The organism is Cobetia sp. PS-4MA (assembly GCF_057670765.1).
Genome location: NZ_CM173107.1, coordinates 501,768 through 513,168, shown reverse-complemented (window position 1 = coordinate 513,168; position 11,401 = coordinate 501,768). Strand labels below are relative to the sequence as shown.

Below are 11,401 nucleotides of genomic sequence, written 5' to 3'. Positions count from 1 at the left end.
GCAGGCGGTCAGACGCGTGCCTGCCAGACAGACATTGATAATGATTCGCAACACCAATATGATTGAGCGCCCCATCACGCCAATCCTCATTGCGAGCCGTGGATGTCCTCTTTCTTCTGCGCATTCCAAGCACTGACAGAAGCCCGCTCAGATGAGGGCGCTGACCTGCAGACGCAACGGCCCCCCTGCGATTCGCCGGCACGGGCTGCCTGCCCGGCGGCTGACGCCCGGACGGACACCAGCGCGGTGGCCGAGGATGAGCTGGCGTCGCTGGACGCACTGTTTGCCCGCTATCACCAGGAGCTGATCGGATTCCTGACCCGTCAGCTGGCCTCGCATGATCTGGCGGAAGACATGTGCCATGACGTCTATCTGCGCCTCAGGATGACAGGGGAGCCGCCGCGCAATCCGCGCGCCTGGCTGTATCGGATCGCACGCAATCTGATCATCGATCATCACCGCCACCAGTCGCGCGCCCCGGTCTTCGAGGAAATGGAAGACGACGACGAGCGCCTCTCGGCGACACGCCTGGACCCCGAGCGCTGTCTCGCGCGGCGCCAGAAGCTTCAGGTGATCCAGCAGGCGCTCGCCGAGCAGCCCCACCATCTTCGTCAGTCACTCCTCTGGTATCGACTGGAAGGCGTGACCAAGCGTGAGATCGGCGAGCGTCTGGGGGTCTCGGAGCGCATGGCAGGCCGCTATGTCCAGCAGGCGCAACGCCATTGTGCGGATCGACTGACGGCCGCCGGCTGCTTTCGCGGTGAGCGGGCCGACAACAGGACGCGCGCTGGCGACATCCTCGGGTCTTCATCATGATTTCCACCTTCAAGCACCGCCTCGAATGCGGCTGACGGACGCCTCAATGTTCACTCTCGACCAACTGCGCTTCACCCTCGGTCAGCGCTGTCTGCTGCAAGCCTCCGCGCTGGATTTCGCGCCGGGCAAGGTGCATGGCCTGATCGGTCACAACGGGTCCGGCAAGTCGACGCTGCTCAAGTTGCTGGCACGACAGATACAGCCCACCAGCGGCCGACTGTCGCTGGATGCGCGTGCGCTCTCGGAATTCGGCAACCGTGAATTCGCCCGCGCCGTGGCCTATCTCCCCCAGCACCTGCCGGCCGCCGAAGCGCTGACCGGACGAGAGCTGGTCGCCTTCGGGCGCTATCCGTGGCACGGCCTGCTGGGGCGTCCCGGCGCCGAGGATGAGGCCGCCATCGAGCGCGCCATCGCACTGACCCACACCGAGGCCTTCGCCGACCAGCAGGTCGATACGCTCTCCGGCGGCGAGCGTCAGCGCGTGTGGCTGGCGATGCTGCTGGCCCAGGGCAGCCGCTATCTGCTGCTGGATGAACCGCTGGCGGCGCTGGATATCGCCCACCAGATCGAGGTGATGGAGCTGGTCTCGCATCTCAGCCACACCCTGGGACTGGGCATCATCATCGTGCTGCACGACATCAATCTGGCGGCGCGATATTGCGACCGTCTGGTAGCGCTCCACAGTGGCAAGGTGCTGGCCGAAGGCGCGCCCGACGAGATGATGAATCCCGCCACGCTCAAGGATATCTATGGCGTCGAGATGCAGGTGATCACCCCGGCGCATGGCCAGCAGCAGATCGCGGTGCCGGTATGAAGTGGCTGATGGCACTGATCGGCCTGAGCCTGCTGGTCGCGGGGTCCGCCAGCGCCGCCACGACGGGTGACGCCCATGAGGCACCAGCGGGCTTCGTCGATCGCCCCGTCGTGGCGCTGGACTGGACCCTGGCCGAGACCCTGACCGGACTCGGGGTGCGCGCCATGGGCGTGGGCCAGGTGGAGACCTACGCCAGCTGGGTGGCTCAACCGGCGCTGCCTCAAGGCACGCGGGATCTCGGCCTGCGCACCCAACCGAATCTGGAGCAGCTGGCCGCCCTCGCCCCCGATGACATCCTGATCAGCCCGATGCTGGCCAGCCTCACGCCACGCCTGTCGGCCATCGCGCCGGTCACCAGTGTCGCCATCTATACCCCGGATGCCGACACCTGGCAGACGCTGGTCGCGGCGACCCGCCAGCTGGGCAAGCTGACACAGCGCGAGCCACAGGCCGAGCAACTGATTCGCCAGAGCACGGCCCGACTGGCCGGCTACGCTGCTGCCTTGCGCCAGCAGAGCGCTCGCGAGGGTCAGGCGCTGCGCCCCCTGCTGATGGTGCAGTTCATGGATGACCGCCATGTGCGCATCTTCGGTGACAACAGCCTGTTCCAGGCGGTGATCGAGCGCATGGGCATCGACAATGCCTGGCAAGGCGATACCAATGCCTGGGGCTTCGCCACCGTCAGTCTCGAGAAGCTGGTGACCCTCAAGGGCCGCATGGTGGTGGTGGAACCCCTGCCACCCGGCGGACGCGAGGCTCTGGCGCGCAATGGTCTGTGGCAGGCCATGCCCGGCGTGCGCGAGAACAGCGCTGCCTCGGCGCCACTGTTCCTGCCACCGGTATGGAGCTTCGGCGCCCTGCCCTCGGCCAATCGTTTCGCCGACCTGCTCGCCAGGCACCTGCTTGACGAGGATCTGCTTGACGAGGATCTGCTTGACGATCATCTGTTCAACGACCACACGGACACGGCACTCGACGGCGAGCCGGCACCTGAGGGAGAGATCACCGATGGCCACCCCTGAGCAGGTCATGAGAGAGCGTTCCTCTTCCGCCCCCAGTCCCCTTCGGCTCACTCCCGGCAGAGCCTGCAGTCTGCTCACGCTGGCCCTGCTGGTGCTGGGCAGCCTCGCCCTCAACCGTGACGGCCTGAGCCTGATGCAGGGCCTGACGGCGTTGTGGTCATCCCCCGATGTCACGAATGCGGCCAGTCTCAGCCAGACGGATAGTGCCCTGCTCTCCGCCCAGCTGGTGGCCCATGTCAGCTGGTGGCCACGGCTGATCTGCGCGCTGCTGGCCGGGGCTGCCCTGGGGATGGCGGGGGTGCTGATGCAGCAGGTGCTGCGCAATCCACTGGCCGCGCCCACCACCCTCGGGGTCGCCAGCGGCGCGAGTCTGGCGATGATGCTGGCGACGCTGTTCGCCCCGGCGCTGATGGCCGGCACGGGTCTTGGAGGTGACGGCTTCCAGCTCGGCCGAGAATGGGTCGCGCTGGCCGGTGGCCTGGCCGCCATGGGGCTGGTGTTCGCGCTGGCCTGGGCGCGTGGCATGTCGCCGACCGTGGTGGTGCTGGCAGGGCTGGTGGTCAATCTCTACATCGGCGCGCTGGGTATGGTGCTGTTGCTGTTCCATCAGGAAGCCCTGCACGGCACCCTGGTATGGGGCGCAGGCTCGCTGGCGCAGAACGGCTGGGACGGCGTGACCACGCTGATCACCCGTCTGCTGCCGGGCATGCTGCTGGCACTGGTGCTGATGCGCCCGCTGGCGGTGCTGGATCTCGACGAGGCCAATGCCAGAAGCCTGGGCGTCTCGCTGCGCAAGCTGCGTCTGATGAGCCTGGGGCTGGCGGTATTCCTGAGCGCCTGCGTGGTCAGCGTGCTGGGCATCATCGGCTTCATCGGCCTGGCCGCGCCGGCCTGCGTGCGTCTGATGGGCGCACGCCGCCTGAGTCAGCGCCTGCTGTGGGCACCGCTGTTCGGGGCACTGCTGCTGGCGGTGACGGACCTGGTGGTCGCCAGTCTCGATGGCCTGCTGCCCAACCTGATTCCCACCGGCGCGATGACGGCGGCCCTCGGCGCGCCGCTGCTGCTGTGGCTGATTCCGCGCCTGAAGATGGCGCAGGGAGCAGGCCCCGCCAGTCATCACGGCATGTCACTGACACATCGTCATCCCCGCCCCGATCGCCTGCTGGGCTGGCTGCTGGCAGGCGTCATCATCGCCCTGCTGCTGGCGCTTCTCGTCGGCAATGGCGCCGATGGCTGGACGCTTGGCGGTGACATGCTCCAACAGTTGCTGGCGGGCCAGACCAGCGTGCTGGACTTCCGTCTGCCACGCGTGCTGGCGGCGGCAGGTGCCGGCGTGCTGCTGGCCCTCGCCGGGGCGCTGTTGCAGCGCTTGACCAGCAACCCGATGGCCAGCCCCGAGATTCTCGGCATCAGCGGCGGCACCGCCATCGCGTTGATGCTGACACTGCTGCTGGTGCCGGAACCGGGCCAGCTGACTCTGCTGGGCGCGGGCGTCTGCGGGGCACTGGCCTGTCTGGCGCTGCTGGTGGCGCTCAATCATCGCAGCGGTTTCATTCCCGAACGCGTGCTGCTGTGCGGGGTGGCGATCACGGCGCTCTACGATGCGGTGCGCGGCATCATCCTAGCCGATGGGGACCCGCGCGGTCAGCAGATCCTGGCCTGGCTGTCCGGCTCCACCTACTACGTGGGCCTCTCCGCGGCGGTCGGCGTGCTCGCGCTGGCGATCGTCGCGGTGCTGCTGGTGCGCCCGCTGGCGCGCTGGCTGGATATCCTGCCGCTGGGCACGGCGAGCGCCAGTGCACTGGGCATCGGCGTGACCCGTGCCCGTCTGGTGCTGCTGGGCGCGGTGGCGGTGCTCACCGCGCTGGCGACCCTGATCGTCGGCCCGCTATCCTTCGTCGGCCTGCTGGCCCCGCATCTGGCGCGTCTGCTGGGGCTGAGCCGCGCGCGAGAGCACATGCTCGGCGCGGTGCTGTGCGGGGCGCTGCTGATGGTGCTGGCGGACTGGCTGGGCCGCCAGCTGCTCTCGCCCTACGAGATCCCCGCCGGCCTGATGGCCTCGCTGATCGGCGGCAGCTACTTCCTGTGGAGCCTGCGCAAGTCGGGCTGAGTCGCTCTCGTTGAGAGGCCTCACCGCCAGAAGACATGACGCCAGAAGACACGAAGCCCGCGACCTCCTGATCGCGGGCTTCGTGTTTCAGCGTTTCTCTTTTCGCAATCTGCACTCAGTTGCCGAACACCACCGTGCGCCTGTCATGCAGGAAGACGCGACGCTCGAGGTGATAACGCACGCCACGCGACAGGGTCAGGCACTCGATATCACGGCCCTTGGCGATCAGGTCTTCCGGATAGTGGGCGTGATCCACCGTCTCGACGCCCTGGGTGATGATCGGCCCTTCATCGAGATCATCGTTGATGTAGTGCGCGGTGGCACCGACCAGCTTGACGCCCTTCTCGTAGGCCTGGTGATAGGGGCGCGCGCCCTTGAAGCCCGGCAGCAGCGAGTGGTGGATGTTGATCGCCCGCCCCGAGAGCTTCTCGCACATGTCACTCGACAACACCTGCATGTAGCGCGCCAGAATCACCAGCTCGGCACCGGTGTCCTGCACGATCTGCCACACCTGCGCTTCCTGCTCGGCCTTGGTCTCGGCGGTGATCGGCAGGTGGTGATAGGGCAGGCCATGCCACTCGGCCAGCGGCGCCATGTCCGGGTGGTTGGAGATGACGGCGGTGATGTCCATCGGCAGCTGGCCGATGCGATGCCGATAGAGCAGGTCGTTCAGGCAGTGGTCCGAGCGCGAGACCATGATGACCACCTTCATGCGCTCCTCCGGCGCACTCAGGCTGACGTCCATCTCGAAGTCGGCGGCACGCGTGCCCAGGCCCTGCTCGAAACCGGCGGCGTCAAAGCTGTCGCTGAGTTCGCCGGCCTCGGTCTGCGGCCGGAATTCGGCCCGGATGAAGAAGCGCCCCGACAGGCGGTCATCGAAGGAATTGAGCTCGGTGATATAGCAGCCCTGCTCGCGCAGGTAGCGTGTCACGACGTCCACCGTGCCGATACGGCTGGGACATTGGGCGGTCAGAATCCAGGTATCACGCATACATAGGTGCCTGTCATGTAAGGATTATTCATTGTTGGAAGCTGCAACGTCAGGGTTGCATCCGGGGCCCTGCGCGACAAACCAATATTATTGAGGCGGGCTTCAGTATTTCTGAAGCCCGCCTCCTGGCCCGGGCAAGGCCCCTGGCAGCCGATTCAGGTCATGGCGTGCGCCTGCGACAGAGCTCTCTCCAGACGCAGACCTCTCTCCAGACGCAGATCTCAGGCCTTGATGCAGACCCCGAATTCCTCGCTGGCATCCAGCAGCCAGCGGCCGAGGTAATCGGCGAAGCTTCTGCGCACCACCAGCTCGAATTCGCTCTCGCTGACGCGGCGCAGCACCAGCGTCGCCTTGGCGAACACCGCCGGTACGCCCCGCCCGACCGGGAAGGCTCGCGGGTGCACATCGGTGGGCGTCGACTTCATCAGCACCTGACGCGCCTGGGCGCCACTCAGCGAGATGACGGTCTGGCCACCACTGACGTTGACCACCTGATAGCGCCCCGAAAGCCGCTCATGCAGCGCCTTCTCGACAGTGAAGGCTTCCTCGCCGGGCACCAGGATCAGCCACTCATCCGGTGACAGCCACTGGATCGAGCGCCCGCCCTCATTCTGGTGGAGGCTCGCCGGCGTCAACGGCAGCGCCAGACCCAGCGCCGCCTCGACACTCTCGGCGAAGCCCGGCTGCGCGGGGTCACCGCGCAGCGTCAGATGACCGAGAAACGCCTTCTCCTGCAGCACGACGCCGGCATCGCCGTCATCGCGGGCCGTGAACAGATGCGCCAGCGGCGAACGGGCGCTCTGGGCGTGAACTTCAGGCGTCGGGCGCTGGTCGATCACCGACGTCTGAGAACTTGTCATGTCCTGCGGCTGCGCCTCGACGGCGGCACCCGCTTGCGGGTCGAGTGTGGTGGCATCAGACATGCTGGCGCTCCCCTTTCTTGTCGTAGAACACCGGTGAGGTGATTTCGGCTTCCAGCGTCGTGCCATCGGCCTGCGGCAGGAACACCGTCTCGCCGATGCGCTTGGCACCGCCCTTGACCACCGCCAGCGCGAAGCCATGTCCCAGCGTCGGGCTGTAGTAGCTGGAGGTCACGTGGCCGACCATCGGCATCGGGATGGCGTGCTCGGGGTCGAAGACGATCTGCGAGCCTTCCGGCAGCACGATGCGCTCATCGCCGGCCTTCTTGCGCGTCGGAATCAGGCCGACCATCTGCTTGCGGTCGTCGCGGCGGGTATCCGGACGCGACAGCGCACGCTTGCCGATCCAGGAATACGGCTTGTTGTAGCCGACACACCACTGCATGCCGAGGTCTTCCGGAGTGATCGAGCCATCGGTGTCCTGACCGACGATGATGAAGCCCTTCTCGGCGCGCAGCACGTGCATGGTCTCGGTGCCGTAGGGCGTGAGGCCGTATTTCTTGCCGCACTCGAACAGACGCTTCCAGACATGCAGCCCGTAGTTGGCCGGCACGTTGAGCTCGTAGGACAGCTCGCCGGTGAAGGAGATGCGGAAGATGCGCCCGGGAATGTCGGCGATCAGCCCTTCACGCACTTCCATGAACTTGAAGCTGTCGCGGTCGAGGTCGATATCGGTCAGCTCGCCGACCAGCGCGCGCGCCTCGGGGCCGGTGACGGTCAGGGTCGCCCAGTGATCGGTGACGCTGGTCATCTGCACGTCCAGCTCCGGCCATTCGGTCTGGTGCCACAGTTCCAGCCACTCAAGGATCGAGGCCGCGCCACCGGTGGTGGTGGTCATCAGGAAGTGGTCTTCGGCCAGACAGGTGGTGACACCGTCGTCCATCACCATGCCGTCGTCGTGACACATCAGGCCGTAGCGCGCCTTGCCGACGCCCAGCTTGGCCCAGGCGTTGGTGTAGATGCGGTTGAGGAATTCGCGCGCATCGCGACCGGTGATGTCGATCTTGCCCAGGGTCGAGGCATCCAGCACGCCGACCTTCTCACGCACCGCCAGACACTCGCGCTCGACGGCGGCATGCATGTCCTCACTGCCCTGCGGGTAGTACCAGGGGCGCTTCCACTGGCCGACATCCTCGAACTTCGCCCCCTGCGCCACGTGCCATTCGTGCATCGCGGTGTAGCGGATCGGGTCGAACAGCTCGCCGCAGTGACGGCCGACGATGGCGCCGAAGGTCACCGGTGTGTAGTTGGGGCGGAACACGGTGGTGCCGGTGTCGGGGATGGTCTGCCCCAGACAGCGCGCGGCGACCGCCATGCCGTTGATGTTGCCCAGCTTGCCCTGGTCGGTGCCGAAGCCCATCGCGGTGTAGCGCTTGACGTGCTCGATGGACTCGAAGCCTTCGCGGGTCGCAAGCTCGATCCCGGCGGCAGTGACGTCGTTCTGCAGATCGACGAACTGCTTGGGCGCGCGTGCGGTGGGCTTGTCATGCGGCACCTGATAGAGCGGCAGCATCGGGGATTCCGAAAGCTCGGACACCGCTGGCACCTCGGCCTGGGCGATCTCGAACTCGCAGGCTTCCACCGCGGCGACACCGCTGGCATAGGCCGCGACCAGCGCATCTTCCAGCGCGAAGCTGCCATTGGCGGCGCCGCAGGCATCGAAGCCCTTGAGCATCGGTGCGCCCAGCGCCGGCAGGAAGCCGTGGATCTCATCACTCCATACCGGACGCGCGCCGGTGTGCGCCGCCAGGTGAACCACCGGGCTGTAGCCGCCGGAACTGGCGATGGTGTCGCAGGCGAGCTCTTCCACTTCACCGGTGACAGCGAAGCCATCGATATCGATGGCCGCGATGCGCGCGCCTGTCACGCGGCGCTCGCCCTTGGCCTCGATCACGGCGGAGCCGGCGATGATGCGGATACCCGCGGCACGCGCCGCCTCGACCATCACGCCGGCAGGGGCCGGACGCGCATCGGCGATCGCGACCACCTCACGGCCGGCCGCCTTCCATGCCAGCGCCGCGCGATAGGCATGGTCGTTGTTGACCGACAGTACCAGCCTGTTGCCGGCGGCGACGCCGTAACGGGTCAGATAGGTAGTGACGGCACCGGCCAGCAGGTTGCCCGGCACATCGTTGTGGCTGTAGACCAGTGGCCGCTCGTGAGCGCCGGTGGCCATGATGACGCGGTGGGCGCGCACACGATGCAGGCGTGAACGTGCCTGCTGGGCGCCACGGGCATTGCGCGGTGCGAGATCGGCCTGATGCTCGGTGCGGCGCTCGTGCAGCGTCACGAAGTTGTGATCGTGATAGCCGTTGGCGGTGGTGCGCGGCAGCAACTGCACATCCTCACAGGCCGCAAGCTCCGCCAGCACGGCGTCACGCCATTCGATGGCGGGCTTGCCGTCCAGGGTCTGATCGAGACAGTCCGCCGACATGGAGAGCAGTGAGCCACCCAGCTCTTCCTGCTCGTCACACAGGATGACACGCGCGCCACTGCGGGCCGCGACCAGCGCCGCCATCAGGCCCGCCGGGCCGGAGCCGATCACCAGCACATCGGTGTGCTGATGCAGGTGATCATAGATGTCCGGGTCGTCCTCGAGCGGAGAACGCCCGAGACCGGCGGCCTTGCGGATGTACTTTTCATACGTCATCCACAGCGAGGCCGGCGCCATGAAGGTCTTGTAGTAGAAGCCCGGCGGCATGAACTTGCCGCCCAGCTTGCCGACCTGCGGCAGGAAACGGCTCATCAGGTCCTTCTGGGCCTTGACCCAGCCGCTGACGGCGTGGGCTTCCAGGCCGTCGTAAAGCGCCTGCTGGGTGGCACGCACGTTGGGCACCTGGCCCGCTTCGGTGCTGCCCAGCTGCAGGATGGCGTTGGGCTCTTCGGCACCGGCGGCGACCAGGCCCCGCGGACGCGCATACTTGAAGCTGGCGTTGAGCACATCGAGGCCGTTGGCCATCAGCGCCGAGGCGAGGGTATCGCCTGCCAGGCCCTGATAACGCTTTCCATTGAAGGTGAAGGTCAACGGCGTGGCGCGGTCGATGCGTCCACCCGAGGCGAGACGGCGCGGGGCAGCGGCGGTCTGGTGGTCTTGCTGGCTCATGCGCTCACCCCCTTGGCTTGCGTGGTCGGATCGGCTTTCGCCTCACCGGTGATGGTGGGCTGCTCGCCCATGCGATAGGTCTCGAGAATCTCGTAGGTCACGGTGTGGCGGGTGATGTTGAAATACTTGCGACAGCCCACGGCGTGAATCCACAGCTCGTGATGGACGCCACGCGGGTTGTTGCGGAAGAACAGATAATCCCCCCACTCGGCATCGGAGCAGGCTTCGGGGTCCTTCGGGCGCTCGATATGCGCCTGGCCCTTGACGTGGAATTCCTCTTCCTCGCGCAGCTCGCCGCAGTAGGGACAGAAGATATGCATCATGGTCGGTCGTCTCCTGACGGCAGGTTCAGTGCGCGACGCCGGCGGCGCCATGTTCGTCGATCAGCTTGCCCGTGTTGAAACGGTCATAGGAGAAGGGTTCTGCCAGCGGATGGGTGCGACCCTTGGCCAGTGTCCAGGCAAAGACGTTGCCGGAACCGGGCGTGGCCTTGAAGCCACCGGTGCCCCAACCGCAGTTGAAATAGAGCCCCTTCACGGGCGTCTTGGAAATGATCGGGCAGGCGTCCGGACAGGTGTCGACGATGCCGCCCCACTGACGGTTCATGCGCACCCGCGAGAAGATCGGGAACATCTCGACGATGGCCTGCAGGGTGTGCTCGATGGTCGGGTAGCTGCCACGCTGGCCGTAGCCCACGTAGCCGTCGATGCCGGCCCCGATGACCAGGTCGCCCTTGTCCGACTGGCTGACATAGCCGTGGACGTGGTTGGACATCACCACGGTGTCGAGAATCGGCTTGAGCGGCTCGGAGACCAGCGCCTGCAGCGGGTGGGATTCCAGCGGCAGACGGAAGCCGGCCTTCTCGGCCATCACCCCGGAGTTGCCGGCGGTAACCACGCCGACACGCTTGGCACCGATGAAGCCGCGCGAGGTTTCCACCCCAACGATGGCGCCATCCTGCTTGCGGAACCCGGTGACCTCGGTCTGCTGGATCAGGTCGACGCCAAGGCTGTCGGCACCGCGCGCGAAGCCCCAGGCCACGGCGTCGTGACGCGCCACGCCACCGCGCGGCTGCCAGGAGGCACCGAGAATCGGATAGCGTGCCCGGCTGGAGCAGTCCATCGCCGGTACCAGTTCCTGCACCTGCTGGGTGTCCAGCACCTCACCGTCGATGCCCTGCAGACGGTTGGCGTTCACGCGGCGCTGGATGTCACGCATGTCCTGCAGGGTGTGGCCCAGGTTGAGCACGCCACGCTGGGAGAACATCACGTTGTAGTTCAGGTCCTGGGACAGGCCTTCCCACAGCTTCATGGAGTGCTCGTAGAGCGCCGCCGCCTCGTCCCACAGATAGTTGGAGCGCACCAGGGTGGTGTTGCGCGCGGTATTGCCGCCGCCCAGCCAGCCCTTCTCGATCACCGCGACATTGGTGATGCCGTGTTCCTTGGCCAGGTAGTAGGCCGTGGCCAGTCCATGCCCGCCGCCACCGACGATGATGACGTCGTATTCCTTCTTGGGTTCTGGGCTACGCCAGACCTTCTGCCAGTTCTCATGGTGGCTGAGCGCATGCTTGACCAGCCCGAATCCCGAGTAACGCTGCATTTGCCACCCTCCTCACATCTTTGCCA

Annotated in this window: 9 protein-coding genes; 4 read left to right on the top strand and 5 right to left on the bottom strand. The window is 66.4% G+C overall.

The window, feature by feature from the left end:
* Positions 1-246: 246 nt before the first annotated feature.
* From AC26AR_RS02275 to fhuB, 4 genes are read left to right on the top strand one after another with little or no spacing between them, the layout of a single operon-like run.
* Positions 247-816, top strand: coding sequence for an RNA polymerase sigma factor (locus tag AC26AR_RS02275; RefSeq protein ID WP_488107486.1), 570 nt, complete (start codon positions 247-249; stop codon positions 814-816).
* A gap of 46 nt (positions 817-862) precedes the next feature.
* Complete coding sequence (locus AC26AR_RS02270; RefSeq protein WP_488107485.1) at positions 863-1,630, top strand: ABC transporter ATP-binding protein; 768 nt, start codon at positions 863-865, stop codon at positions 1,628-1,630.
* On the top strand, positions 1,627-2,652 hold the full coding sequence (locus tag AC26AR_RS02265; RefSeq protein ID WP_488107484.1) for an ABC transporter substrate-binding protein: 1,026 nt from the start codon (positions 1,627-1,629) through the stop codon (positions 2,650-2,652). Before AC26AR_RS02270 ends, AC26AR_RS02265 begins: the two co-directional genes overlap by 4 nt.
* 7 nt (positions 2,653-2,659) lie before the next feature.
* Positions 2,660-4,762 carry a Fe(3+)-hydroxamate ABC transporter permease FhuB gene (gene fhuB / locus AC26AR_RS02260; protein ID WP_488107483.1) on the top strand — a complete coding sequence of 701 codons (2,103 nt, stop codon included), beginning with the start codon at positions 2,660-2,662 and terminating at the stop codon, positions 4,760-4,762.
* 115 nt (positions 4,763-4,877) lie between these two features.
* Here fhuB and purU read toward each other — a convergent pair whose 3' ends face one another.
* From purU to AC26AR_RS02235, 5 genes are all read right to left on the bottom strand, one after another.
* Complete coding sequence (purU, locus tag AC26AR_RS02255; RefSeq protein WP_136939031.1) at positions 4,878-5,753, bottom strand: formyltetrahydrofolate deformylase; 876 nt, start codon at positions 5,751-5,753, stop codon at positions 4,878-4,880.
* A 221-nt stretch (positions 5,754-5,974) separates the two neighbouring features.
* Positions 5,975-6,676, bottom strand: coding sequence for a sarcosine oxidase subunit gamma (locus AC26AR_RS02250; RefSeq protein WP_488107482.1), 702 nt, complete (start codon positions 6,674-6,676; stop codon positions 5,975-5,977).
* Positions 6,669-9,776, bottom strand: coding sequence for a sarcosine oxidase subunit alpha family protein (locus AC26AR_RS02245; RefSeq protein WP_488107481.1), 3,108 nt, complete (start codon positions 9,774-9,776; stop codon positions 6,669-6,671). The genes AC26AR_RS02250 and AC26AR_RS02245 overlap by 8 nt, the downstream gene beginning before the upstream one ends.
* Positions 9,773-10,099: a sarcosine oxidase subunit delta gene (locus tag AC26AR_RS02240; protein ID WP_488107480.1), complete on the bottom strand. Its 327-nt coding sequence runs from the start codon at positions 10,097-10,099 to the stop codon at positions 9,773-9,775. The genes AC26AR_RS02245 and AC26AR_RS02240 overlap by 4 nt, the downstream gene beginning before the upstream one ends.
* A gap of 25 nt (positions 10,100-10,124) precedes the next feature.
* On the bottom strand, positions 10,125-11,375 hold the full coding sequence (locus AC26AR_RS02235) for a sarcosine oxidase subunit beta family protein (protein ID WP_077379137.1): 1,251 nt from the start codon (positions 11,373-11,375) through the stop codon (positions 10,125-10,127).
* Positions 11,376-11,401 lie beyond the last annotated feature (26 nt).